Origin of the sequence: Rouxiella chamberiensis, assembly GCF_026967475.1 — a bacterium.
GTDB lineage: Bacteria > Pseudomonadota > Gammaproteobacteria > Enterobacterales > Enterobacteriaceae > Rouxiella > Rouxiella chamberiensis.
The window spans coordinates 1,934,456-1,959,506 of the sequence record NZ_CP114058.1 but is presented as its reverse complement, the minus strand read 5'-3'; the positions used below and the strand labels follow the sequence as shown (position 1 = coordinate 1,959,506).

Below are 25,051 nucleotides of genomic sequence, written 5' to 3'. Positions count from 1 at the left end.
GAAAAATTTGTCCATTTATTGAAACACTGATTAAAGGAGCACGCTTTTGATGACTGAAATGCCCGTGAGTGAGGCGCCCGTAATCGAGTCTGCCGACCCCATGCTGTCGGAAAGCCGCAACCGGCCCATTTTGCAGGTAAAGGATTTATCAGTCAGCTTTGCTGGCCGTCAGGGCAAAACCCGGGCGCTCAAAGGCGTCTCCTTTTCTATTAATAAAGGTGAAGTGGTCGCCGTGGTGGGCGAAAGCGGCTCCGGCAAGTCCGTCACTTCATTGAGTATCATGGGATTGCTGGCCGATTCGGCAAAAATCGACGGCGGCAGTATCGATTTTACGACCCGCAGCGGCGTAAAACATGCGCTGGAAAAGATGGGGCCTGACGCACGCCGCACACTGCGCGGTCAGGAAATGTCGATGATATTCCAGGAGCCGATGACCTCGCTGAACCCCGTGCTGCGCGTAGGCGATCAGCTGACCGAAGGCCTGATCGACCACGGTATCGGCACCAAATCCGAGGCGCTGAACAAGGCGCGTCAATTGCTGAAACAGGTGCGAATTCCGGATGTGGAGCGCATTCTGAAATGCTATCCGCATGAGCTTTCGGGCGGCATGCGCCAGCGCGTGATGATTGCCCAGGCGCTGGCCTGCGATCCGGCCCTGCTGATTGCCGATGAGCCGACGACGGCGCTCGACGTCACCGTGCAGGCGCGCATTTTACAAATCTTGCGCGATTTACAGCGCGGGTCCGATATGGCGGTGCTGTTTATCACCCACGATATGGGCGTAGTGGCCGAAATCGCCGATCGCGTGGTGGTGATGTATCACGGCGAAGTGGTGGAAGAGGGCAGCGTTGAACAGATTTTTGCCCACGCGCAGCATCCTTATACCCGTGCGCTCCTGGCGGCGGTGCCGAAGCTTGGCGATATGCAGGGGCTTCAATGGCCGCGCCGTTTCCCGCTGATTCAACGAGAAGGGGCCGCTCTGCCCGTGGTCGCGCAAGCGCTGGCCGCCGACGACCAAACTACCGCCGACTACAGTAAACCGCCGTTGCTAGACGTGCGCGGGTTGCGGGTCTGCTATCCCCTTCGCTCCGGTATCTTGTCGCGCGTGACGCAGGAAGTGCACGCGGTGGAACAAATCGATTTCTCTATCTGGCCCGGCGAAACGCTGGCGCTGGTTGGCGAAAGCGGCTGCGGGAAATCGACCACCGGGCGCGCCATTCTGCGTCTGGTCGGCAGCGAATCGGAAAGCATTCATCTGGAAGGTCAGGAAATTACCCTGCTGCGCGATACGCCGTTTCAGGCGGTGCGTCGGCAGATTCAGATGGTGTTTCAGGACCCCTACGCCTCCTTGAATCCGCGCCTGACGGTCGGTTTTTCCATTGCCGAACCCCTGCTGCTGCACGGGCTTGCCAAATCGCTGGCCGACGCGACGCCAACCGTGAACAAGCTGCTGAACAGCGTAGGCCTGGATCCCGCCGTGGCGCGCCGTTATCCGCACGAATTTTCCGGCGGCCAACGTCAGCGAATCGCCATTGCGCGCGCGATGGCGCTGCAACCGCAGGTGATTATCGCCGACGAGGCCGTCTCGGCGCTCGACGTATCGATTCAGGCGCAGGTCGTGAATCTGATGATGGATCTACAGCGCGACACCGGCGTGGCGTGGCTGTTTATTTCCCACGACATGGCGGTGGTGGAACGTATCGCCAACCGCGTCGCGGTGATGTATCTCGGACAAATTGTCGAGATTGGCCCGCGTGATGCCATTTTCAGCAATCCGCAGCACCCTTATACCCAGCGCTTGCTCAAGTCCGTGCCGGTCGCCGATCCGCTGAAACGCGCCGTGCGCGATTTCGATGACAGCGAAGTGAAATCGCCGGTGCACCCGGCCGGACTGCAAGTCGAAAAAGTGAAATACCGTCAGGTTTCCGACCACCACTGGGTTGCCTATAACTAAACAAAGCCATTGATTTTCAATCGACATTTCCGGGACATTCACAGGAGAAGTACATGCATTCGATGTTAAATCGCAAGACATTACTGGCCGCCAGCTTGACGCTGTGCTTTGCGACCTCGGCCTTTGCCAAAGATCTCAGCATCTCGATGTATGCCGATGTCACCGGCTTTGACCCGCACGATACCACCGATACGTTGAGCTATTCGGTGCAGACGGGTATTTTCCAGCGTCTTTTCGAATTCGACAACAAGATGAAGGTGATTCCGGTGCTGGCCACCGATTACACCAGCAACGACACGGCTACCGAATTTACCGTGAATCTGCGTCAGGGCGTCACCTTCCAGGACGGTACGCCGTTCAATGCCGATGCGGTTAAAATCAACCTCGAACGTCTGGCCAATCCCGAGAATCACCTCAAGCGTAACGGCTTGTTCAGCATGATCAAATCCGTTGACGTTACCGCGCCGTATCAGGTGAAAATCACCCTGAACAAACCGTTTGGCGCGATGATAAACACCCTCGCGCACCCGTCGGCAGTGATGCACAGCCCGGCGTCGCTGAAAGCCTATCCGAAAGAGGCCGATCTCAGTGTGCATCCGGTCGGAACCGGTCCGTTCAAATTCGTTGAATGGCAGCAGGGCAAAGACGTTAAACTGGTTAAATACGACAACTATTGGCAGAAAGGCTGGCCGAAGGTCGATTCCATCACCTTCTATCCTACGCCGGAAGACTCCACGCAGGTTGCCAAGCTGAAATCCGGCGCGGTACAGGCCGTCTATCCGCTACCGTCGGATCTGGTCGATACCGTGAAAAACGATCCCAAGCTGGATATTCAGCGCGACCCTGGCATCTACCTTTATTACATCGCGTTCAACACGCAGATGAAGGAATTCAAAGATGTCCGCGTGCGTCAGGCAATCAACTACGCCATCGACCGCAACATCTGGCTCAAAGTCGGCTTTGCCGGTCTGGGCGAAGCCTCGACCTCGCCGCTGCCGAAAAACGTCCAGTTCTATCAGAAACAAACCACGCCGGATTACAGCTACAACATCGCCAAGGCGAAGGCGTTGCTGAAAGAGGCGGGGTATCCCAACGGTTTCGAGGTAGAAATGTGGAGTTCGAACAAAACCGACCGTATCCGCACCGGTCAGTTCATCAAGCAGCAACTGGGCATGATTGGCGTGCGCGTCAAGCAGATGCCGATGGACGCGGGCAGCATCAACCAGCGCTTGTGGAGCACGCCGAATCCGGCCGATGCCAAGGTGCAGATGTACTACGGGGCCTGGTCAACGTCGACGGGTGATGCCGACTGGGCGCTGCGTCCGCTGTTTGCTACCGAATCCTTTATTCCGAAAGGTTACAACGTCTCCTATTACAGCAACAAGGCGGTGGATGCCGACATCAGCGCCGCGCTGCAAACCGCCGACATGGACAAACGTAAAGCCGCCTATGACGATGCCCAGAAACTGCTGTGGGCCGATGCGCCTGTGGCATTCCTTGGCTCACCGGACAATCTGGTTGGCAAGACCAGAGATCTCTCCGGCGTCTTTATGCTGGCCGACGGTACGCTTTTGTTCAATCAGGCTCAGTTCAAGTAGTTGATTCAACACGTGTCTTTATACGGCGGGCCGTCACCACGGCCCGCCGTCTTGCCGTCTTTGGTTAAACCCATTTTGTCTTCGGGGTACAGGATTTTATGCTGACATATTTTTTCCGCCGGATACTGGAAATGATCCCGGTTTTGCTGGTGGTGTCATTACTGATATTTGCTTTTATCAAGCTGCTGCCGGGTGACCCTGCGCGTATCTATGCCGGTCAGGATGCGTCTCTCGAGCAGGTAGAGTCAGCGCGGCAACTGCTTGGTTTGAACGATCCTCTTCCCGCCCAGTATTGGCACTGGATTACAGGGGTCTTCAAAGGAGATTTAGGCACCACCTACCGCACGCGTCAGCCGGTCGTCAGTGTTATTGAAGCCGGTTTCATGCCGACGCTGTATCTGGCGATGGCCGGGTTCGCCTGGTCCGTGGTGCTGGGATTGGTAATTGGCGTCTGGTCGGCGCTGAAACGCGGAAAATGGCAGGACTGGACCCTGATGAGCTTTGCGATTGGCGGCATTTCCATGCCGCCGGTTCTGGCTCGGATTGCTGCTGATTCAGTTTGTTGCCATGCCGTTTGGTATTTTTTCCGTCAGTGGATTCAACAAGCCCAGCGACATCATCCTGCCTGCCATTACGCTCGGCTCCTCCGTGGCTGCGGTGATGGCGCGCTTTACACGTTCCGCCTTCCTCGACGTGGCGCAGGAAGATTATGTGCGCACCGCCAATGCCAAAGGGCTGCGCGCGCGGCTGGTCACCTGGAAACACATCATGCGCAATGCGCTTATTCCGGTGATCACCATGCTGGGTTTGCAGTTCGGATTTCTGCTCGGCGGCTCGATTATCGTCGAAGCGGTGTTTAGCTGGCCGGGTCTGGGCTGGTTGCTGATTCAGTCGATTCAAACGCAGGACCAGCCAGTGATTCAGGCGCTGGTGATGCTGTTTGTCTTCGAGTTCATCCTTATCAATACGCTGGTTGACCTGCTGTACGCCGTGGTCAATCCTGCGATTCGACTGAATTAGGAGTCACTATGGTTCAGCCTGTGAATACCTTGCCGCAACAGGAACCCGTTGCGGTCGTGAGCAAGGCGGCGGAGGATATCCGTTCGCCGTGGCTGGATTTTTTCCAGTCATTTATTCGTCATCCCATGGCGGTCGTTTCATCGATTTTCATTCTGCTGCTGATTATGGTGGCGGTGCTTGCGCCATGGATTGCGCCCTATGACCCCCAGGTGCCCGACTGGATGGCGCTCGGCGCGGGTCCGTCTTCGGCACACTGGTTCGGAACAGACGATCTGGGGCGCGACGTGCTCAGCCGCATCATTTTCGGCGCGCGCATTTCGCTGTATGTCGGCCTGCTTTCCGTCACGCTTGGCATGATCCTCGGCGTTTTTCTGGGTCTGCTGGCCGGTTATTACGGCAAATGGCTGGATATGCTTATCATGCGCGGATCCGATGTGCTGTTCGCCTTTCCGGGCGTGATGCTGGCAATTGCCGTGGTTGCCATTCTCGGCCCCGGCCTGAATAACGTGATTATTGCCGTGGCGGTTTTCAGTGTGCCGGTATTTGCCCGCATCGTGCGCGCCTCGACGCTGTCTATCAAGCAAAGCGCCTATGTCGAGGCGGTGCGCTGTGTCGGCGCACCCGATCGAGTGGTGCTGCTGCGCCATATTCTGCCGGGCACACTGTCGAACGTGATCGTCTACTTCACCATGCGTATCGGCACCAGCATTCTGACCGCCGCCAGCCTGAGTTTCATCGGCCTGGGGCCGGAGCCGGACGTCCCTGAGTGGGGCAATATTCTGGCGATGAGCCGCAATATGATGATGGCAGGCAAATGGAACGTCAGCGTCTTCCCCGGACTGGCGATTTTCCTGACTGTACTGGCTTTCAACCTGCTCGGCGATGCATTACGCGATACGCTCGACCCCAAGTTGAAAAAATAAATCATCGTTGTCATTGATGCCGCCGGCGTCGTGGCGGCATCTCGCGCAAGATGCCTGACGCAGGTGACTGGATTGATGGAAGAAAATGAACATGACTGATTTCACCCGGCAGGGCGTGCGCGCACTGTTGACCCGCTGGCAGCAGCAGCGGCAGATTTTTACCCCGCGTTTTGCGATGGGGGCGACCAACAGTCTTGGCGACGTGGCAGGGATTAAGGTCGGACACAGCACGCTTGACGAGGGCGAGATTCAGACCGGCGTGACGGCCATTGTTCCGCCGGGCGACGCGCTCTATACCCATCCCTTGCCCTGCGGCGCGGCGGTGCTCAACGGCTTTGCCAAACCTGTCGGGCTGGTCCAGGTCATGGAGTTGGGCGAGCTGCAAACGCCCATCCTGCTGGGCAACACCTTTGCGGTCGGCACCTTGTTCAATGCCATGGTGCGAAAAAGCTGCATGGATTTTCCGCAGATAGGGCGCGGCAGCGCAACGATAAATCCGCTGGTGCTGGAGTGCAACGACGCCTTTCTTAACGATATTCAGGCCATGGCTATCAGCGAATCCCATGCGCACGATGCCTTGACCGCTGCTGCGCCGCAGTTTGCCCGCGGCAGCGTTGGGGCAGGGCGCGGCATGAGCTGTTTCGGGCTGAAAGGCGGCGTCGGCACCGCGTCGCGCGTTGACGAAAAACGTGGTATCACCCTCGGCGTGCTGGTGCTGGCAAACTTTGGCGTGCTGTCTGAACTGACGCTGGACGGTGTCCGTATCGGCGGTGAAATCGAAAGTCTGCTGCCGGAACTGGCTCCGCAGGTGGATGCCGGTTCCATCATCATCATCATGGCCTGCGATGCGTATCTCGACAGTCGTCAGTTAACCCGTATTGCCCGTCGTGCAGGCGCCGGACTCGGCCGCCTTGGCAGCTACTGGGGCCACGGCTCGGGCGACATTGCCGTGGCGTTTTCTACTCGACGGGAGGAACCGCGCCTGCCCGACGACGAGCTGGAATCCCTGCTGGCCATGGCCGCCGATTCCACGGAACACGCCGTGCTCGATGCCATGCTGACCGCCGAGACGGTGGTCGGTTTCCAGCAACATTATCGGCTTGGCCTGTCCAGCGTGCTGGATGAGTTGTCCGCTCGCCAACCTTTTGACACCTCCCTTGAGAATTCGAAATGAAAGTCTTTATCTCTGCCGACATTGAAGGCATCGCGGGCGTTATGCGCCCCGAGCAGTGCAGTCCGGGCAACGTCGAGTATGAAACGGCGCGAGGATTGATGGAGCAGGAAGTGAATGCCGCTATTGCAGGCGCTTTCGACGGCGGCGCGACGGAAGTAGTCGTCGCCGACAGCCATGCGATGATGAAAAATCTGCGTGCGGCCAATATCGACCCGCGAGCGCGGCTGGTGCAGGGTAAACCTCGGGCGCTGTCGATGCTCGAGGGGTTACAGAACCAGCCCTATGACGGCATGATGTTTGTCGGCTTTCACAGTGCCGCAGGAGAGCACGGCGTGTTGGCGCACACCATTAATGGCAGCGCGTTTTATCGGGTGAAAATCAATGGCAGCGTCATGGCCGAAACCGATTTGTATGCCGCACTGGGAGCCGAATGCAACGTGCCGCTGTGGCTGGTCACGGGCGACGACTGTTTGCAGGCGTGGGTGAATCGCCGCTATCCGCAGGTAGAGTACGTCTGCGTAAAGCGCGCCATTTCGGCCCATGCCGCCGAATCGATAAGCCCGCAGGCCGCGCAGGAAAAACTCCGCGAACGTGCGGCGCAGAGTGTTAAAGCCGCGCCGAATCACATCGAACGCCGCTTCGGCTGCCCCTATAAGCTCGAGTTGATGGTACTCAAACCCGTTCTCGCCGACCTGTTTTGCATGGTGCCGGGCGTCACGCGCCTTGACGCGGTCACCGTCGGCTTTTCCAGTTCTACCATGGCCGGAATTATCAGTCTGCTGGGTGCGTTTTCCTATCTTGCCTCGACGCAAAAGTAATACGTTTTATGGCTAATCTAATGAGGATTTAAGCATTGGATTAGCCAGTAATCCCTTGAGAAATCGGTTTTTTCTCGTAGCATGTTGAGAGTTTTTCAGGCGCTGGAATGCGTGCATGCATCGGCGACAAGTGACAACCCCTAGGAGCAATCATGAGTAGCGAAAATCCTGCGCTGGTGTTATCCGAGCGTATTCAGCGCGTCACGGTATCGGGTATTGCCAAGGCGAAACAGCTTACCGACAGTCTGAAAGAGGCCGGTGTCGATATCCTCGATATGACCACGGGCGAGCCTGATTTCCAGACTCCCGAGCATATCAAGCAGGCTGCCTATGCCGCTATCGAACGCGGCGAAACGCGCTACACGTCTGCCTCCGGCACCAAGGCATTGCGCGAAGCGGTGCAGCGAAAATTACGCCGCGAGAACAACCTTGATTATGACGCCGACGAGATAGTCATTTCCAACGGGGCCAAGCAGATTATCTTCAACGCCTTTACCGCGACCTTGAATCATGGCGATGAAGTGTTGATTCCGGTGCCTTATTGGCCGAGTTTTCCAGATAACGTGCGCTTCAACGGCGGCAAACCCGTGTTTCTCTCGTGTCCACTGGAGCAGCAATTCAAGCTGACGCCCGAACAGCTTGAGCAGGCCATCACGCCGCTGACCCGCTGGCTTGTGCTGAACAACCCGAGCAACCCAAGCGGAGCGGTGTACGACGCCAGCGAACTTGCCGCACTGGCGCAGGTGCTTCGCCGTCATCCGCATGTCTGGCTGATGCTTGACGAGCTTTATGAACATGTACTGTTCGATGAACGCCAGCATGTGAGCCTGTTGAATATCGCCGCCGACTTACGTGCTCGCACGCTCCTGGTGGGCGGGGCGTCGAAAACCTACGCCATGACCGGTTGGCGAGTCGGCTACGGTGCCGGACCCAGAGCATTGACTACCGCCATGGCGCTGGCGCAACTGCAAAATACCTCGGGTGCCAGTTCGGTCAGCCAGGCTGCGGCGGTCGCAGCTTTCGATGGCGGCGTAGCGTTTATCAAGCCGCAGGTGGCGGCCTATCAGTATCGTCGTGACGTGCTGGTCGAGGCTTTGTCGCAGGTGGAGGGATTGGCACTCGCATCACCGCAGGGCGCATTTTTCGTCTTTTGCCACTGTGGCGGACTGCTTGGACGCCAGCGCCCGGATGGACAGACGTTAACGACCGAAGCCGATGTCGTGGCCTATCTGCTGGAAAACGGCGTCTCTGGCGTCGGTGGCAGCACCTATGGCCTGTCGCCGTATTTCCGCCTGTCGATTGCAACCGATAACGCCACCGTCGAAGAAGCCGGAAAACGCATCGCCGCCGCCTGCGCAAAACTTGGTTAGGGAAGGGCAGATAAACGCGAGGGGAGTTCTCCTCGCTTTTTACTGGTTTTTCTTCACCAATGAGTTCAGGTGAGATCACTCGTTATTTTTCAGACATTGAAACTTTGGCATTCGACAACATGACGGCGCGCATTTCGTCACGCGTCATCCGCCTGAATATTTGCATGCGTCACTGCTTCATTTTCATGAAACAACCTAAAACCATAGTTAATCAGTGATTGCAGAAAACAGAGAGAATCATTGACCACTTCCAAAGTTCTGTAAGCAGCATGTTCGTTCCTTGATTAATTGTTGAAATAATTCATCATTTATCAATGAATTATCAATCTATTGTATCAAGGGTCAATGCCTGAAATACAGACAGCGTGTTTTATCGATAAAGCAAATCTACTGTTAATTTGGCAAAGCCAGATTTATCAAAATCTGTCAGGATGTCTTCCCAAACTTTGAGGCCAGTGTCGTTTTCAGGAGTCTAGCTGTATGCGTTTGCGTCATATCGAGGTATTTCAGGCGGTTTTGCAGGCTGGGAGTGTCAGCGGCGCGGCACGGTTGCTGAATGTTTCGCAGCCGAACGTCAGCCGCGTGTTGAATCATGCCGAGCAGCAACTCGGGTTTAATTTGTTTGACCGCACGCCGCAGGGATTGATCATCACGCCCGAAGGCCGCCGCCTGATGCCCGAAGTCGAGGCGCTGTTCAGCCATATTCAGGCCATTGGTTTTCTGGCGGAGCAGTTGCGTCAGGGCGAGGGTCAACACGTAAGAATCGGTTCGGCGCACGCGCTCGGACACAGCGTGATGGCCCCGGTACTGGTTGATTTCCATAAAAAAACACCGGCAGGTACGGTCGAACTGGTGACCGGACATTTTAATACGTTAAGTCAGGATCTGTTGCAGTATAAAATGGATTTCGCGCTGGCGTTTGGCGAGCAGGTTTCGGCCGAACTGGTATCCGAAACCCTTTTCACCGCCAATATGGTTGCGCTGCTGCCCCTGGATTGCCCGATAGACGGCCCGGTTTCCCTACAGTGGTTGAGTGAAAACAATCTGCTGATGCTGCAACAGCAGGATCCCCTCGGACAGGTGTTGAATCGCGTGTTACGTGAGCAGGGACTTACTCCGCGCGCCTCGCTGCACATCAAGACCTATTCGGTTATTGCCGATATGGTGCTGGCCGGTGGCGGCGTGGGGGTCGTAGATACCTTTACTGCCCGCCGCTATCTCCATCAGTTGAAGATTGTGCCGGTGATTGAACCGCTGCCTTTTGACGTGATTTTACTCAGTCGCCGTGACCAACCCCAGTCGCAGGTCGCGCTGGGGTTGCAGCAGCTAATTCGCCACAAGCTGTGGGAATTACAGGGAAATTGATGGCAAGGTTTAAATCTGCGTGGCTTTGAACAGCGCGGTCAGCCCCAGACCGCCCGCAATGCCCAGCATCGCCATGGCAAACGGGGAGTGTTGCTGATTCTGCGCCGCCGTTTGCTGTCTTATCAACTGACTGAAAAGCCGCGTCACCATGATGCCGCCCGAGGCACCATACGGATGGCCCAACGCGATGGCGCCACCCTGTAAATTGATGCGCTGTTCGTCCAGGCCAAGCTGGTCGACAGACCCCAGCACCTGCGCGGCAAAGGCTTCGTTGAATTCAATGGTGCCCACATCATCCAGCGTGAGCGCCTTCTGTCGAGACAATAATTTTTGCGTCGACGGCACCGGACCCAGGCCCAGATAGTTGGGATCGACACCCGCGCTGCTGGCATCGACAAACAGCAACCCGCGCGTGAAGCCGAGTTCCGCGCCTTTTTGCGGCTTAACACCAGGAGCAGCGAGGCACCGTCGTTGACCGGGCAGCAGTTTCCGGCCGTCACACTCCCATCGACTGAAAACACGGGGTTCAGTTTTTCGAGTCCGGCAAGGGAAATGGTCGGGCGCGGACACTCGTCTATCTTCACGGTTTTGCCCTCGACCAAAACGCTGACTATTTCGTCGTCGAACAGCCCTTTGTCACGGGCTGCCAATGCGCGCTGGTGGCTGCGCAAAGCAAAAAGATCCTGCCTTTCTCGCGAGATATTGCCCTGCCGCGCGACATTCTCGGCGGCGAATCCCATATCCGGATCGCCGATTTCGTCAGGAGAAAAACGCGCACGGGCATAAAAACGCGGCATCTGTTTCAGGCTGTGCGGTTTTTCGACCCGCCACGGCGCGGTACTGACACTCTCGACGCCTCCGGCCAGATAACAGTCACCGGCTCCGGCCTGAACCAGACGGCAGGCATGAATCATTGCCTCAAGTCCCGAACCACATTGACGGTCGAGTGTTACGGCGGGCACGGAAACCGGCAATCCGGCATGCAGCGCCGCCAGGCGGGCGATGTTTCCGCCGCCGCCGGTGGCATTGCCGATAATCACTTCATCGATGTGTGCCGCCTCTACACGGGATTCATCCAGTATTCTGGTAAACAGCGGCGCGAGCAGCGCCTCCATACTGACCGTGGCATACATGCCGTAGGCCTTGCCGATGGCCGTGCGGTAGGCCTTGACGATGACGGGTTGCTGATCGTCTTCTGGCTGATAATAGAGTGGAACGTCATTCGAATTCATGATTGATGAACCTCTGCCCGAGCACGGCGCGTTTGATTTTCCCGCTTGGCGTCAACGGCCACTGCGTGAGGGGGATAAAGCGGGAAGGTAATTTATATTTGGCGAGCCGCGCCAGACACAACGCAGGTAATTGCGCCACGTCGAGAGACGGGCTTTCAATAAAGGCTACCAGTGTCTTGCCACGATAATCGTCGTCAATTGCCAGCACCGCGGCTTCAGTGATTCCGGCCAGCGATTTGATAACAGATTCCACTTCCGAGAGGTAAATATTATTGCCCCCGCTGACTATCATGTCCCCACTGCGGCCAATCACCACAAGGCGGCCGGCATCGTCAATATACCCCATATCATGGACCGTCGATCCCCAGGGTTTATTGCAAAACGCCTGGCCATCATCGCCCCATAAATAACCCGAGCAGACCTGTTCACTTTGCAGAAATATCGTGCCTGGCGTACCGTTTGGCAAAAGGTTTCCCTCGCGGTCGTGAATAGACCAACTGACTTCGGGAAAGGGCAGGCCGACGGTCGCTATTTGCGCATCGACATTTTGGTCGGTCAATGAAGACACGGCAATAAAGCCGAGTTCAGACGCGCCATAATATTCCTGAATCTTTGCGTGCGGAAATATCTCTCGGGCCTGACGAAAATGATTCATCTCGAGTTTTGCGCCTGCGCTAAGCAGATGCGTGACCGTGCCGATGCTCGCCGTTTCCAGCCGCGCGAAGGCGCTCAGCATCGTTGGCACCAGCACCAGACGAGTAATTTCATCTCGGGCAAGCCGTTCTAGCGCCGTGGCGGCATCCCATTTCTGCATGCAATAGAAGGTATGACCGGCGTCCAGCGCTTCATTGAGACAATATAGCCCGATGCCATGAAATAGCGGACCCGGAAAAAGGGTGGACGACGTGGAAGCCAGGTCGAAAATCTGCCGGCCATTTCTAAAACTCACCCGCCACGAGTGTCGAGAACGGCTAAATGCCTTGGGCGTGCTGGTGGTACCCGACGTGAAGTTGACCAGAAAAGGCGTGGCGGCATCCATCTGGGCAATAAACTGCCGGCGCGCCGCGTTATCTGCCTCGGTCGAAAGATTATCGACATCCAGCACGGCAATATTCAGGGCTTTCGCCAGCGTTATCAAGGAAGTTTGGGAGCTTCTCACCAGCAGGAGGTCAGGCAAAAGACGGCCAAAAACATCCGAAAGCTGTTCGCCCGGCAAGTGCGGATCGATAACCGCGCACGTGTAGGTATTGGCGGTCGCCGCCAACCAGGCCGGAGCAAATGCCAAATCGTTGCCCAACGCAACGGCGATCACTGACGCCTTTGGCTCGGGCGAAACGGGCAGAACGTCATTAATTGCGCAGAAAATCGAGAGTGATTGCTGCCACAACTGTTGCCAGTTCAGCGTTTGCCCCTCCATATTAATGGCAATACGCGAACCCTGCGTTTCAGCGTGCTGTTTGACCTTGTCATGAACCGGCATAAATTATACCGCCTCGATAAACGAGAAATTAGCGGTTAGCCGTTCACGTGTTTCTTCAGGAATAGGACGCGGTTTATTATCATCAATATTTACACACACCCAAACCAGTTTCCCTTCGGCGCAAATAACCTTTTTATCTTTAATTTCCAATTTGATATTAAAGATTAAACTGCTATTTCCGAGCTTCTCGATAAAGACAGCCGGAATTATCATATCGTCGACCGTCAACGGGTGGAGAAAAATTGCCTCGCATTTTTTGACATGGTAGGATACGCCGGACGTTGCCGGTCGGAAATACGGGAGCAGGTCATAGGCGCGTAATTGATTGACGACCGCATCTTCGAAGTAATCCAGATACACGGAATTATGCACGTGACCATTGAGATCAATATCTCGCATTGACACTCGAAACGCATCGATCTCATGATGTTGACTCATTAAAACTCATACCCCTTAGCGGTTTTCTCTGAAGAAAATGTTACATGAAAGATAAAGCGCTCACCAGAGCAATAGTCAGAGAGTTCGGGCCAATTCAGGACGTGGTACAGCTTGAGCAACTGCCGTTGCCGCCCCTCGCGGCAGGCGATGCCCGCGTTAAAATGGTCTATGCCACCATTAATCCTTCAGACATCATTACTATTTCCGGCGCGTACCGCTCGCGGATTTCCGTGCCCTTTGTGCCGGGTTTTGAAGGGGTTGGCGCTATCATTCAGGCACCGGACGGCGCACGTCTTCCCGTCGGCCAGCGTGTGTTGCCTATCGGCAGCATGGGCAACTGGCAGACCTTCAAAGATACCAGACCCGAGTGGTGTTTTACGCTGCCGGACTTTATCAGCGACCGCCAGGCGGTGAATAGCTATGTCAATCCGATGACGGCATTGCTGATGTTAACGGAAGCGCTGGATTTCAGGCCGGGTCAACGTATTCTCATCAATGCGGCCAATTCCGCTATTGGCAAGATGTTGATTCGTATCGCCAATACGCTGCGCCTTACCCCGATTGCCGTGGTGCGTAAAGCCGAAAACCTTGCCCTTTTCGACGATTTTCAGGTTGAATCGGTTTTAAATTCCGGTGGTCAAGATTATTCGCAGGCGCTGGAGCGCATCAAGCGCAGCGGCGGCGTAGACGCCATTTTCGACTGTATTGGCGGTGAAGAGTCGCTGACCTTTGCCGAGGTCTTGATTCCGGGCGGCCAGTTTATTCATTACGGATTACTGTCTGGAAAGCCCGTGCCGCCGCAGTTCTGGCGTACGCGTCCCGATATTCGCTTTATGAATTTCCATCTCCGCCAGTGGATCCACAGTCAGGAAAAACCGGTGGTGCAGCGGAAAATCGATGAGGTAATGGCGTTGATTCGTGATGGCATTGTTCACACCGATATTGCCACCGCATTCAGGCTCGAGAATATTGCCGATGCCATAGACGCCGCACTTTCCGGCGAACTAAAAGGCAAGATTCTGATCGAAATATAAAACAGAGTATGCGTCAATAAAACAGCGGCCGTCATCCACGAGCCGCTTTTTTTATGATTTGAGCAACAGGGTTTTTGTTATTTACGCGCCGTCAAGGTCGGATAAGCTTTACGAACCGGTCTGACGATAAGCACGGCAAGAATAACTTTAACAATATCGCCTGGAATAAAGCCCATCGCACCTATTGCCGCCTGGCTCAACGTAATTTTAGCAAAGGCGGCAATCCACGGAATGCCGGAAGAATAGATAATTACGATACCGCCAAGCGTAATGAATAACGCCTCTTTGGCGACAGACAATGAACGGATATTCTTCTCATACAAATAGCCTATCACGAGTGCGGCAATCGGCCATGCCAAGATAAATCCGCCACTCGGGCCCATGAAAATACCCAGACCGCCGCGTCCACCGGCCAGCAGCGGCAAGCCCACCATGACCAGCAGGTCAAACAGCACCATCGCCAGCGCGCCGCGTTTTGCTCCGGCAATCGCACCGGCCAGCATTGGCCCCATTGATTGTGCGGTAATCGGCACGGCAATAATCGGCAATGTGAAGGCCGGAAACAGGCCCATCGCGGCCGTGATTGCAGCGAATAAGGCAATATAGACAATATCTTTCGTCGACATCTTAATTCTCTTTTTTGGCGGAGTGTTTACGGCGATAGGGTGACTGCGGGTCGTAGGCACGCGCTTCGAGCGCGGCGGCAATGCTGTCGGCCATTTTCAACGTGCGAATAATTACCGGAATTGCCACGGCAATGACACTGTGATTCAGGCCGCGCGCTTTCTGCGCTTCACGCACTTCCTGAGTGATGGCGGCCAGCACCGGAATAAATCGCAGCGCCAGAGACAGCGCCAGACTTATTTTTGCCGGATTGATACCGACGAAATATAACCAGGTCAGCCTTTTTTCCAGCGCCTCTATCATATCTGAACTGCGCGTCGTCAGTGTAATCAACGAAGCCATCAGTAATAACGCACTAAGCCTTAAGACAACCAGTAACCCCGATTGCGCATTGACGATTAACCACTGCACAACAAAGAGCACCAGCAGGATGACCAGCATCGGTTTTATTTGTGCCAGCATCACTTTCAGCTTGATTCCGGCCAGTGGATAAAGCAGCACGATAACGGCAAGACTAACTCCTGCAATGCGCCAGTCAGGATACACAAACAGCAGGGTACCCAATACCGCTAATAAGATAAGCTTTAATCCGGGCGGCGTGCGGTGAATCCACGAGCGGCCGGGAATATAGTCGCTGAGGGTCATGACATCATCCGTACATAAGCCGCAAGCGCCACGGAGGGCACATCGTCGACCACAATTTTTCCGCCTTCAAATACCAGCACCCGATCAAATCCCTGCAAAAAATCGAGATCATGGGACACCACAATGATTTTCTGTTCCATCTCGTCTATGGCCTGGGCAATGCGTTTTTTATTACGCAGATCCAGAAGGGTCGTCGGCTCGTCAAACACGATGTAATCAGGTTGCATGACCAACACGCCCGAAATCGCCATCAACTGTTTTTGTCCGCCGCTCAGCAAATGCGACGGATGTTCTCGAAAGGATTCCATATCGTAGCGCGCCAAAGTGTCATCGATACGCTGTTGAATCACCTCTTTCGGCAGGCGCAGGTTTTTCATGCCGAAGGCGAGATCTTCTTCCACGATAGGGAAAACGATTTGATTGTCGGGATTCTGAAAAACGAAACCGACCTTGCGGCGCACGGCTTTGCCTTCATCACGGGTATTCAGGCCGTCGACAATAACATCGCCACTGTCGGGGATTAGCAAACCGTTGAGCAGGCGCGCGAACGTGCTCTTGCCACAGCCGTTGCTGCCCACCACGCCGATGCGTTTTTCAGAAAGTTGCAGGCTGATATCCCTGAGCACCTGACGGTCGCCAAAGGCGTGCGACACCTGTTTTAATTCCAGCATGGGCTGATTTCTCACTGTGAAGGCGGCTTAAAGAGTGCGGATGATATCGATATCGCCAGCATTGTAACGTGTCACGTTGCCTTCGCCGTCGGCGAGACAAAGATGCCCCTCGGGCGTTACCGCCGTGCAGACACCTGAACCCCATTCGCTGCGATCGCGGTCGAGCGAAATACGCAGCTTGTCGCCGCGTCCGAACAGGTGGCGATTATAATTTTCGCAAAGCGGCGCGAAACCGGATTCCAGCCATTGCGCAAGGTAGTGGCTCCAGCGAACCGGTAATGGCCTGCGCCAGCGCTTCCAGCGAAATATCAACCTCATCGGCCAGCGAAAACGTCTCGTAAGGCACATTTTCAGGGCGGCTGACCAGATTAACACCAATGCCGACGTAAAGAACTTTGCCGACCAGTTCGATCAAAGTGCCAGAAACTTTGTGACCATTAATTAGCAGATCGTTGGGCCATTTTATTTTTGCCGTGGCCCGTGCTGAAAGCAGGGGTTGAATCACGTCATGCAGGGCAAGACCGGTCATTAACGCAAGCGTCGCCAGATCAGGGCGAGAAAGCGGGGCGGTGATGGCGAAGGTCAACGCGAGGTTGCCGTCAGGGGTTTGCCACACGCGGTCAAAGCGCCCGCGACCTGCCGTTTGTCTGCCCGAAGCAATGGCAAAGCCGGGTGCCTTGCCGCCGTCGACCTGTCTTTTCGCTTCGCTGTTGGTGCTGTCGACTTCTTTGTAGAAACTGATTTCCATTTATTTTCTTACTCGTCCAATGGTCAGTTGTTCAACCATTGCTGCCGGTGATAAAGACATAACAAATTCAATTGCCCGACAAATATCTGCGGTTTCAATCATCTCCTGAGGGCTCAAACCCGAACCCTGCGACATGTCCGTATCGACCACATCCGGGCACAGCACCGTGACGCGAACATTTTGCGACGCCAGTTCACGACTTAACGACAGACTGTAGCCGACCAGCGCATGTTTGCTGGCCGCGTATCCGGCAATGCCGCCAAAAGGTTGCAGGCCGCTGACGGAAGACAGGTTGAAAATACGCCCCGGTGCCGCGCGGGAAAGTGCGGGAATACACAGTTGACACAGGTGATGAATCGCGGTGACGTTAATGTCCAGCATCGCGGAAAAATCACTCAGCGTCGCGCGGCTTGAACCCGGGCGAAAAATACCGGCGGCATTGACCAGCACGTCCAACTGAGGCAATGCGCAAAGCAGCGCGCTCACCTGCTGCGCGACCGCCGCGGCATCGCAGAGATCGACCGCCAGTGTCTGCACCCTTTGAGACGCGTGCAACGACAGCGATTTTGCAACGGCATCCAGCTTATTGGCATCCCGCGCCAGCAGAATCAAGCTATAACCTTGCTGTGCGAAATGATGCGCTACCTGTCGCCCAATTCCTCGGCTCGCCCCTGTTATCAGCGCTACTCGTTGAGTCACATTAACCCTTTAATTTATAAGTAATTGATATTTATGGTGATGCTATTTTTTGCTGCGCTACATTATTCCGCGTTTACGTGCGAATTACAATTTGGCAGGCGGGGTAATTAATGTGCCTCGCCGGGGAAGGGCCGGAGGTGTTTATCGTGGGTTTTCAATCCCGATGACGAAAGAGACCAACGGTAAGCAGAAAAACCCCAATAAAAACGGGTTTGCAAAGCATAAAAGGGTTGATTATGTTAATGGGAATAATAATCATTTGTGATGCCATTAATGACGAATGGTGAATTCTATGTTTAAAGACATTCATATCAACGCGCTGGCGGCCTTTCAGTGCGAAAGCGAAACGCTTGCACCTTTTATCATGTTGCAAGTGCTGCATCGTCTGGAGTTTGTCATACAGGAGAAGTGGCAAATTGCACCGGCGATACAGGCACTGCGCATCGACAGCTGTTTCACGCCGCTGATTACCCGCTGGCATCATATTCTTCATGAAGAAGGACTGTTGGACTTTGAGCAGGGAGAGTGGCAGCTTGGCGACTGCGCGCCGTGTGAAATGCAGCTCGACCAGCGGATAGATGACGGTAAACATAGGCTACAACATTTTCTTGATGGCTGTAGCGGCGGCGGGCTTTATGCCGATGGTCTCCATGCAACCAGCGAGACAATAAGCGACGTGCTCAAAACTCCGCAAATGGCGCAGACCCTGCTGTTTTCCCCACTTTCTTCGACGTGTCGCTTATTGATTATCGAGGCGCAGCAAAGGCTGACATGGATATCCGCAACCTGCCTCCTTCAACATGCTGTAAAGGATGAAACGCCTACAAAGGTGTCGACTCTGCGCTGGCAATCAAGTCTACAGGACGCCGGTTTCGAGATAGTCGAAACTCCCGTTCCGACCGTGTCTTCGCTTGCTGAACACGGACAACGGATGTTTCTCGTCAGGCGGCGAACCTCATCCGACTCTTGACCAGAGAACCATCATTTTTAAGAGGCTAGTCTTGAGCATCAATATAATCCTGGTTGTTGCCAGAGGGATTTGTTCTATTACCGATAAGATTACATCAGCAAATTGTTCGCCAGAATAAATATTTGCTCACTGCATCCTGCGGGGACTCCGTCATCGAACCGAAATGACCCCACATCACACCACCCATCTTTCCCGATGCAGAGGAATAACTAAAAATGCATCGGGAAATGTTTTCACAGCTGTAGCAGGTGCAACCCGCTAAAAGCAAAAAACCCGCTTAAGTTGCCTTAAGCGGGTTTTTCTAATTTGGCTCCTCTGACTGGACTCGAACCAGTGACATACGGATTAACAGTCCGCCGTTCTACCGACTGAACTACAGAGGAATCGTGTGAACGGGGCGCATGATATCCAGAGGGTGCCGAGGTGTCAACGCTAAATTTCACGTTATCGTCCGACTGCTCATCAACTGAGCGAAAGCGGCGAGGATCGGGCTTTTTCGAGCAAATTCTGGTAGGTAGCGAGCCTTTCAGCCGTCGGAATGTTTGCCGCGAGTCTGGCGCATCAAGGGGTCTTGGCGGTAAAAACGGCTGAAATGTCCGTACACCAGAGGGAAACGTCCAGACAAAAGCTCGGGTGCGCTGAAAAAATATTCGGAAAGCACGGCGAAACACTCGGCGGGATCGGTGGCGGCATAGGCGTCCATGCTGGCGGCCTCTTCGCCCACCATATCGATTTCGTCCTGCAAGTTTTCCATTGCGGCCTGCAAATCATGTTCCCAGGCGACAACTTCACGCAGCGGAATAGGCGGAATACCGGTCGCTTCGCCGCCGTTTCTGACATCCAGTTTATGCGCGGTTTCATGAATGATCAGATTGAACCCGGATTTGTCGAAGGAGTCCTGCACGTCCAGCCAGTTGAGAACAATAGGGCCTTGATCCCAGCTTTGCCCGGATTGCACCTGCGAGCCGGAATGCACCAGCCCGTTGTCGTCCTGCCACGGGGTATCGACGATAAAAGGCGTGGGATAAAGCAGGACTTCGTGAAATCCATCGAGCCAGTCTGCACCGAGTTCCATCACGGGCAACGCAAAAATCAGGGCGACTCTTGCCTGAAGCGCCTCATCGAGTTCTACGCCCTGAAGCTGCATCAATCTTTTTTGCTGTAAAAGTTGCCCGGCGACGTGGATTAAACGCTGTTGTTCAAGTTCATTAAAATCGGAGAAAAGCGGGATCGCCAGCGCCTGTTGCCAAACGTCGCTTTTATCGAGATTGGGTTGAGTGTTTTTCCACGGCCACTTGATCATTATTTCGCTCGCAAGGTCAGAACATTCATGATGTTATGAAATTCAGTCGCCTAAAAATCCGAGGTAGGGTATCAGCATTGACAGCTTATGCCACTCGCAGATCCTTCTTATCAAACGTAGCTCACGTAAATGCTTTCGTCCCGAGACGGGCGGACTATTTTGCGGAGTTGCTGTGGCTAAGCGTCGAAGGAATAAACAAAATGTCACCATTTATCATTCAATCCTTTCAATAAACCCCTTACTATTCTTCTTTTATGTCGCACAGTGGCGATTTTTCGGGGATTCACGATGCTCTTTTCAGCTAAAAAATGGCTTACCTCATCCGCGTTGGCGTTGGTACTGGCGTCCGGCGCAGCAATGGCGGCCGATGCGCCATCCTATGGTCCGCAGCTTCAAGGCTTTGATTATCCGTACCCGCTTCAGCATTTTTCCTTTAACTCCCAGGGCGTTCCACTGCAAATGGGGTATATGGACGTGAAGCCGCAGGGGAAAAGAAACGGGCAGACAGTGGTGCTGATGCACGGCAAAAATTTCTGTGGCGCAACCTGGGGCGATACCGTCAAGGCGTTGCTGGGACAAGGGTATCGCGTTGTGGCACCCGACCAGATTGGTTTCTGTTCGTCTTCCAAACCCGAGCATTATCAATATACGTTCCAGCAGTTGGCCACCAATACTCACGACCTGCTCAAGAGCCTGAAAATCGACAAGGCCGTGATTGTGGGCCACTCCACGGGCGGCATGCTGGCGACACGTTATGCGCTGATGTATCCGCAGGAAACCTCAAAACTGGTGTTGGTCAACCCTATCGGGCTTGAAGACTGGAAAGCAAAAGGTGCGCCTTACCGCACGGTGGATCAGTGGTATGACCGCGAGTTAACACTGTCTGCGCAGAGCATTCATGATTACGAACTGAAAACCTATTATGTCGGGAAATGGAAACCGGAATACGATCGCTGGGTCGATATGCTGGCGGGGTTGAACAACGGACCGGGGCACAAGCTGGTGGCGTGGAACTCGGCGCTGATCTACGACATGATCTTCACGCAGCCGGTATTCTATGAATTCAAGGATTTGCGTGTGCCGACAACGCTGATGATTGGGACGTCGGATACCACCGCCATTGGCAGCGATATTGCGCCTCCGGCCGTGAAAGCCAGACTGGGGCATTATAATGTGCTCGGCAAGCAGGCGGCAAAGTTGATTCCGCATGCGAAACTGATTGAGTTCAAGGGGTTGGGGCATGCGCCTCAGATGGAAGAACCGGAGAAGTTTAATCAGAGTCTGATTAACGTGCTGCGTTAAATGATGACGCCCCTCGTCATGTGGGGCGTCATATGGCTGTTTAGCGTAGATTTTGCGGGAAGTTTTCGGGAAGTTCGCTGGCGGCACAGTCAATGACGTCTTCGTTGTCGGCTCCGCAATCGCGAACGAAAGTAATAGTCGCAAATTCGTCAATAATTTCGGTAGGGTAGGCCGGACCTGCATCGCGATAAGCTTCCATCTGTGCGATGTGCTCGTTTTGGAAACACACGGTTCTTTCCGGATGATTGATGACCCAGCGCGGGAAGAAAATCGTGCCGTGGAAGACCTTGTCTGCCAGATTCACGATCAGGCTGACGTCGGTGCCGGTCGGCTCGGTCCATGAAATTTTATAGACTTCACGCGCGACGCGAACCGATGTAGGCGTGCTGGCTTTTGACCCAGCGATTGCCTACGATGCCGCTGTGAATGCGATAGTCGAGTGTGGTGGCATTTTTGACATAAATTTCGTAGTTCCAGCCGTTATCGTAGGTGTAAACCACATGCTTGCCGACAAATCCGCTTAAATCTTCTTTATCAAAACCGCTCATTCTCTGTCTCCCTTTGTTGCAATCATTTGGGTCGCAAGGCGCTGCCCGTGGCGACATCTGTGTTAACAATAGATGACGGGCAGCCAACGAGATGAGGAGATTGTGCTAATAATCAGGGGCTTCCGGCACTACACCGCCGTTGCCCCCTGTTGATTATTGTGCCGTCCTGCAGGCTTTAAAAATATCGAGTGTCGGATCAAGCGCCGAAGTTTTAACGTCCATCGCATCTAAAACGGTGTGGAACAGGTTGTCTTGCGAAAACTCCCTTTCTCGGCGGCCGTTTGCAGGCAACTCATCGAAATCCCTTCTGCGGCAGCGTATTGCGGCGAAAGCCAGAACATCATCGGCACATGGGTTTGCTGTGGCGGTGCCACGCTGTAGGGCGTTCCATGCAGATAAAGGCCATCTTCACCAAGCGATTCGCCGTGATCGGACAGATAAATCATCACCACGTTATATTTGTCTTCATATTGCCTAGCCTTGGCGACGACCTGGCTCAACACGTAATCGGTATAGCGCACCGTGTTGTCGTAGGTATTGACCAGTTGCTCATGACTGCAATTTTCTATATCGCTTCTTTCACAATCGGGCGTGAAGTAACGGAAATTATCGGGATAACGATGATAATAGGCAGGGCCGTGACTGCCGATGAGATGGAAGGCGAGCAGCTTGTTTTTGCCGTCGTCGACAATCTTGTCGTCTATGTTTTCCAGCAGGGCCGCATCGAGACACGTGTCGCCGTCGCAGAATTTGCCGTCTTTTTTGGTATCGAGTGTGATGTTCGGAACGCGATCGCACACGCCTTTGCAGCCTTCATCATTATCTTTCCAATAAACCGACACGCCGGCGCGCTGCAGAATGTCGAGGAAGCTGTCGCTGCTGTGCGCACGGGCATTATCGAAATTGACCCGTTTCATATCGGAAAACATGCAGGGCACCGAGACAGCGGTTGCGGTACCGCAGGAGGTCATGTGTTTAAAGAACACCATATCCGGTATCTGTTGGGTAAAACCGTTGGTCGGTTTCTCATAACCGTTGTAGGACTGATTCTGGGCGCGGCCGGTTTCTCCAATCACCAGCATCATCAAGGTCGGTTTTTGACCCGCTTTTTGCACCAGTTTGGCGTCCGTTCCTACCTGTTCAAAAGGCAACGGCTTGATGAAATAGGTATGGTTAATGTATTGGAAAGCGCTATACAGGAAGTTGGTTGGCAGAATTTCGAGGTTCAGCGTGCGGTTGTTGCGTCCTACCGAGGCGTAATCCTTGTAGTAAAGCGCAGCGACACCGCCTATCAACGCCAGTGAAATCACCATCGACAGCACGCGCACACCTAAACGTTTGACCGCCGTCTGATTGTAGACCACCGGAATTTTCAGCAGCAGCAGGGCGGGCAGCAGACCGGTAATCACAAACCAGCCAACGACTGAGGCATTCAAATAGGACGACGCCTCGCTTTGCTGGGTTTCGGCAATATTTTCAATCATGCCACGGTCAAAAATGACGTGAAAAACCAGTTGGGCGTAGGCGGCGAGTGCGCTCACGATCAACAGGATGACAAAAAACGGTTTGAAGATCGGTTTAAAGGTAAACGGGGTAAATACCACATTCAACGCTGCAAACAGCACCAGCGGAATGGAAAGGGCAAAGCCCATTTTAAAGGCCGACAACCCATGAAGGATCCGATAAAAATGGACCAGAATCGGAAAGTTGACCACAAAGGTGAAGTACAGGCTCAGCAACAGGGTGAGTTGAAAGTAACTCATTCCTGGCAGGCTGAACGCGGAAATTTTCTTGAACAAGGCAGACTCCAGAATTCGGATGGCAACAAGCACTGACATTGTCGGCCGCCGTAAGTCAGGCGTTTAGCCGATCGCGCCTATCCTGAATCGCAGAGCTTAAATTAGTCTTAAGCCGCTACTGTCCGCTTAAGAATTAAGTGATATCAGCCATTTTCAGGCTGTGCCAAGTCGAAAAAAACAATTTTCCTTTCGAGAAGCTGGACCGCCCATGTGATGTCGAGACGGCTGTCAGGCCTTCGAAGTTAATTTATGTTTAATCACACCCGTTGAGGAAGGCATTTATGAAGCAAAGAATTTTGGGACAGACAGGCCAGAGTGTTTCGGAAATTGGATTCGGTGCATGGGCCATCGGCGGAACTTGGGGCGAAGTCAGCGTGGAAGATGCCAAGGAGGCGCTGAATGCCGCGCTGGATGCCGGAATAACCTTTATCGATACCGCCGATGTCTATGGAGATGGCCGCTCTGAAAAAATCATTGCCGAAGTGCTGAATGCGCGCGGCGGAAAGCGGCCGTTTGTTGCCACCAAATTGGGTCGCCGTCTTTCTCCGCATGTGTCCGAAGGTTACACGGCAGAAAATCTCAATGCCTTTGTCGAACGCTCCTTACAGAATCTGCAAACCGACACGCTGGATTTGGTGCAGTTGCACTGCCCGCCAACGGAAATTTACTATACGCCGGAAGTCTTTGACGTCATGGACGACATGGTAGCCGCCGGAAAAATTCGCCACTACGGGGTGTCCGTCGAAAAGGTGGAGGAGGGGCTGAAAGCGCTGGAGTTTCCCAATGTCTCTTCTATTCAGCTGATTTACAATATTTTCAGACAGCGTCCGGCAGAACATCTGTTACTGGAGGCGAAACGTCGCAACGTCGGGATTATCGCCCGCGTGCCACTGGCTTCGGGGTTGCTGACCGGCAAGATGAAAGCCGACACGTTTTTTTCGGCAGACGACCATCGCGCCTTCAACCGCAACGGCGAAGCATTCGATAAGGGCGAGACGTTTTCGGGCGTGCCGTTCGAGGTTGCGCTGGATGCCGTCGAGGATATTCGTCGGTTCGTTAAGGGTGACGTCACCATGGCGATGCTGGCCTTACGTTGGATATTAATGAACGAGAACGTTACCGTGGTGATCCCGGGCGCGAAAAACAGGGCGCAGTCCGAAGCCAACGCGCAGGCGAGTCAACTCGATGCGCTTTCCGAAGACACGATGCTTGCATTGAAAGGTATCTATCAGCAGAAAATCGCCCCTTGGGTGCATCAGCGCTGGTAATTTCAGGTACAGGCCGTAACAGGCCATCCTCAAAGGATGGCCTTTTTTAACAAGCATTTATCCTCCGA

Annotated in this window: 19 protein-coding genes, 1 tRNA gene and 4 pseudogenes; 12 read left to right on the top strand and 12 right to left on the bottom strand. The window is 54.2% G+C overall.

What is annotated here, in order from left to right:
* Positions 1-100: 100 nt before the first annotated feature.
* The 8 genes and pseudogenes from O1V66_RS08985 (at position 101) to O1V66_RS08950 (ending at position 10,222) form a co-directional block, all read left to right on the top strand.
* Positions 101-1,954, top strand: coding sequence for an ABC transporter ATP-binding protein (locus O1V66_RS08985; protein WP_045046888.1), 1,854 nt, complete (start codon positions 101-103; stop codon positions 1,952-1,954).
* Between the two features lie 53 nt (positions 1,955-2,007).
* Positions 2,008-3,552, top strand: coding sequence for a glutathione ABC transporter substrate-binding protein (locus O1V66_RS08980; protein WP_045046729.1), 1,545 nt, complete (start codon positions 2,008-2,010; stop codon positions 3,550-3,552).
* 98 nt (positions 3,553-3,650) lie between these two features.
* Positions 3,651-4,572 (top strand): annotated as a pseudogene (locus tag O1V66_RS08975) (ABC transporter permease).
* Between the two features lie 8 nt (positions 4,573-4,580).
* Positions 4,581-5,495 (top strand): ABC transporter permease subunit, encoded by a 915-nt coding sequence (locus O1V66_RS08970; protein ID WP_045046731.1) that lies wholly within the window; start codon positions 4,581-4,583, stop codon positions 5,493-5,495.
* A gap of 91 nt (positions 5,496-5,586) precedes the next feature.
* Entirely contained in the window at positions 5,587-6,669 is a 1,083-nt protein-coding gene (locus O1V66_RS08965; RefSeq protein WP_414058449.1) for a P1 family peptidase, read from the top strand.
* Positions 6,666-7,487 (top strand): M55 family metallopeptidase, encoded by an 822-nt coding sequence (locus O1V66_RS08960; protein WP_045046733.1) that lies wholly within the window; start codon positions 6,666-6,668, stop codon positions 7,485-7,487. Before O1V66_RS08965 ends, O1V66_RS08960 begins: the two co-directional genes overlap by 4 nt.
* A gap of 152 nt (positions 7,488-7,639) precedes the next feature.
* Positions 7,640-8,857, top strand: coding sequence for an aminotransferase class I/II-fold pyridoxal phosphate-dependent enzyme (locus tag O1V66_RS08955; RefSeq protein WP_045046734.1), 1,218 nt, complete (start codon positions 7,640-7,642; stop codon positions 8,855-8,857).
* 480 nt (positions 8,858-9,337) lie between these two features.
* Complete coding sequence (locus O1V66_RS08950; protein WP_045046735.1) at positions 9,338-10,222, top strand: LysR family transcriptional regulator; 885 nt, start codon at positions 9,338-9,340, stop codon at positions 10,220-10,222.
* 9 nt (positions 10,223-10,231) lie between these two features.
* On the opposite strand, the pseudogene O1V66_RS08945 reads toward O1V66_RS08950, so the two are convergent.
* The 3 genes and pseudogenes from O1V66_RS08945 to O1V66_RS08935 form a co-directional block, all read right to left on the bottom strand.
* Positions 10,232-11,454: pseudogene (locus O1V66_RS08945) on the bottom strand (thiolase family protein).
* Positions 11,441-12,934, bottom strand: coding sequence for a class I adenylate-forming enzyme family protein (locus tag O1V66_RS08940; RefSeq protein WP_045046737.1), 1,494 nt, complete (start codon positions 12,932-12,934; stop codon positions 11,441-11,443). The pseudogene O1V66_RS08945 and the gene O1V66_RS08940 overlap by 14 nt, the downstream one beginning before the upstream one ends.
* Before the next feature lie 3 nt (positions 12,935-12,937).
* Entirely contained in the window at positions 12,938-13,372 is a 435-nt protein-coding gene (locus tag O1V66_RS08935; protein WP_045046738.1) for an acyl-CoA thioesterase, read from the bottom strand.
* A gap of 44 nt (positions 13,373-13,416) precedes the next feature.
* On the opposite strand from O1V66_RS08935, the gene O1V66_RS08930 reads away from it, so the two are divergent.
* Complete coding sequence (locus tag O1V66_RS08930; RefSeq protein WP_045046739.1) at positions 13,417-14,406, top strand: zinc-dependent alcohol dehydrogenase family protein; 990 nt, start codon at positions 13,417-13,419, stop codon at positions 14,404-14,406.
* A 77-nt stretch (positions 14,407-14,483) separates the two neighbouring features.
* On the opposite strand, the gene O1V66_RS08925 is transcribed toward O1V66_RS08930, so the two are convergent.
* The 5 genes from O1V66_RS08925 to O1V66_RS08905 all read right to left on the bottom strand — a co-directional run bounded on the left by O1V66_RS08925 (position 14,484) and on the right by O1V66_RS08905 (position 17,793).
* Positions 14,484-15,032, bottom strand: coding sequence for a biotin transporter BioY (locus tag O1V66_RS08925; protein WP_045046740.1), 549 nt, complete (start codon positions 15,030-15,032; stop codon positions 14,484-14,486).
* Between the two features lies 1 nt (position 15,033).
* A complete protein-coding gene (locus O1V66_RS08920) occupies positions 15,034-15,675 on the bottom strand; it encodes an energy-coupling factor transporter transmembrane component T family protein (RefSeq protein WP_045046741.1) in 642 nt (213 codons plus the stop codon).
* Complete coding sequence (locus O1V66_RS08915; protein ID WP_045046742.1) at positions 15,672-16,346, bottom strand: energy-coupling factor ABC transporter ATP-binding protein; 675 nt, start codon at positions 16,344-16,346, stop codon at positions 15,672-15,674. Before O1V66_RS08915 ends, O1V66_RS08920 begins: the two co-directional genes overlap by 4 nt.
* Positions 16,347-16,551: 205 nt before the next feature.
* Positions 16,552-17,094 (bottom strand): biotin--[acetyl-CoA-carboxylase] ligase, encoded by a 543-nt coding sequence (locus tag O1V66_RS08910; protein ID WP_269128265.1) that lies wholly within the window; start codon positions 17,092-17,094, stop codon positions 16,552-16,554.
* Positions 17,095-17,793, bottom strand: a complete 699-nt coding sequence (locus tag O1V66_RS08905; protein ID WP_045046744.1) for an SDR family NAD(P)-dependent oxidoreductase — start codon at positions 17,791-17,793, stop codon at positions 17,095-17,097.
* A 292-nt stretch (positions 17,794-18,085) separates the two neighbouring features.
* Here O1V66_RS08905 and O1V66_RS08900 point away from each other — a divergent pair, with 292 nt between their 5' ends.
* Complete coding sequence (locus O1V66_RS08900; protein WP_045046745.1) at positions 18,086-18,763, top strand: hypothetical protein; 678 nt, start codon at positions 18,086-18,088, stop codon at positions 18,761-18,763.
* Between the two features lie 307 nt (positions 18,764-19,070).
* On the opposite strand, the gene O1V66_RS08895 is transcribed toward O1V66_RS08900, so the two are convergent.
* Both O1V66_RS08895 and mtfA read right to left on the bottom strand, forming a co-directional pair.
* A tRNA-Asn gene (locus O1V66_RS08895) sits at positions 19,071-19,146 on the bottom strand.
* A gap of 143 nt (positions 19,147-19,289) precedes the next feature.
* Positions 19,290-20,066, bottom strand: coding sequence for a DgsA anti-repressor MtfA (gene mtfA, locus O1V66_RS08890; RefSeq protein WP_045046746.1), 777 nt, complete (start codon positions 20,064-20,066; stop codon positions 19,290-19,292).
* Positions 20,067-20,354: 288 nt separating this feature from the next.
* Here mtfA and O1V66_RS08885 point away from each other — a divergent pair, with 288 nt between their 5' ends.
* On the top strand, positions 20,355-21,368 hold the full coding sequence (locus O1V66_RS08885; RefSeq protein ID WP_045046747.1) for an alpha/beta fold hydrolase: 1,014 nt from the start codon (positions 20,355-20,357) through the stop codon (positions 21,366-21,368).
* Between the two features lie 40 nt (positions 21,369-21,408).
* On the opposite strand, the pseudogene O1V66_RS08880 reads toward O1V66_RS08885, so the two are convergent.
* Positions 21,409-21,916: pseudogene (locus O1V66_RS08880) on the bottom strand (phenolic acid decarboxylase).
* A gap of 153 nt (positions 21,917-22,069) precedes the next feature.
* Positions 22,070-23,679, bottom strand: a pseudogene (locus O1V66_RS08875) (phosphoethanolamine transferase).
* 317 nt (positions 23,680-23,996) lie between these two features.
* On the opposite strand from O1V66_RS08875, the gene O1V66_RS08870 reads away from it, so the two are divergent.
* Entirely contained in the window at positions 23,997-24,983 is a 987-nt protein-coding gene (locus tag O1V66_RS08870) for an aldo/keto reductase (protein ID WP_045046749.1), read from the top strand.
* Positions 24,984-25,051: the final 68 nt, after the last annotated feature.